This is a genomic window from Oleiphilus sp. HI0067 (assembly GCF_001635735.1).
The window spans coordinates 1-880 of record NZ_LWFI01001396.1; the positions used below are offsets into that span (position 1 = coordinate 1).

2 protein-coding genes are annotated in these 880 nt (G+C 40.9%); one reads left to right on the forward strand and one right to left on the reverse strand.

What is annotated here, in order from left to right:
- Nucleotides 1-254 precede the first annotated feature (254 nt).
- Nucleotides 255-512, reverse strand: coding sequence for a DUF1127 domain-containing protein (locus A3739_RS22180; protein ID WP_082878547.1), 258 nt, complete (start codon nucleotides 510-512; stop codon nucleotides 255-257).
- 258 nt (nucleotides 513-770) lie between these two features.
- Here A3739_RS22180 and A3739_RS31200 point away from each other — a divergent pair.
- The coding region (locus tag A3739_RS31200) for a GntR family transcriptional regulator (protein ID WP_156502762.1) at nucleotides 771-880 on the forward strand (110 nt) is incomplete at its 3' end.

Here is an 880-nt window from a genome sequence, read left to right on the forward strand (position 1 = left end):
ACAGACCAGAAGAATGCTGTGCAAGCAAGGCTCGCATCTCGAGCACCTTAGGGTTTAACTTGCTATACGCTGCCCAACACTCTGAAAACATGGTCTCGATATTCATATCGTTCCTTTTTACAAATCGAATAACTGACATGGCTACTTCTAGCTGCTTTTGACTACTTATAGCTACTAAATGCGTTGCAGCTTTGAAGTAGAGCTTAAATTTAGCGTTGTTTTCAGTGATATGCGAACGAGCGCAAAGCCGAACCCTATTCTTTCCAGAATGGCTTATTTGCCTCATTCAGTGCATCAGCGTGAGATAACCCAATATCTGACAATGCTCGTTGATCGAGATGCGCTAATTGCCTACGTTGCTGGGTGCGCTGCGCATACAAACTGACTAGTTCTAATAGTCGCTTACTTTGCAGCCTAAGCTGAGTCAATTTGAAAATACGAACGACAGCTCTCGCAGAAAGTACGCGCTCAAATGCTGATAATATTAGGTATCCGTTCACGAATAATCTCATGATCTAACTCCTCTATCTGTAATTCGCTAATAAACCATTGGAGAAAAATTGTTGCTGTCATCGCCTCTCTTCAATAAGTGAATGAGATAAGTGCACGAGACAATTACAACGGCATGGGAGTAAGATTAGTTCTTCAAGCAAAAACAAAACAGATTCAAAAATAAAACCTTTAACCATAACAGTTTGTTGAAAAACGGAATCTGTTTCCTTTAAACTGAGCCAATCTGTTATGTATATCCATAAAAAATAGAAACTGTTATGAGTAATCCTATTTATCAGCGCCTAGCCGACAACCTTGATGACCAGATTCGTCAAGGCATCTATACAAATGGCGAAAAGCTCCCGTCAGTGCGTAAGCTCGCGCAACA

What these genes read in the sequence shown, in the direction of transcription:
- A3739_RS22180 (WP_082878547.1), bottom strand. Translation starts at nt 512, where the DNA reads ATGAGATTATTCGTGAACGGATACCTAATATTATCAGCATTTGAGCGC.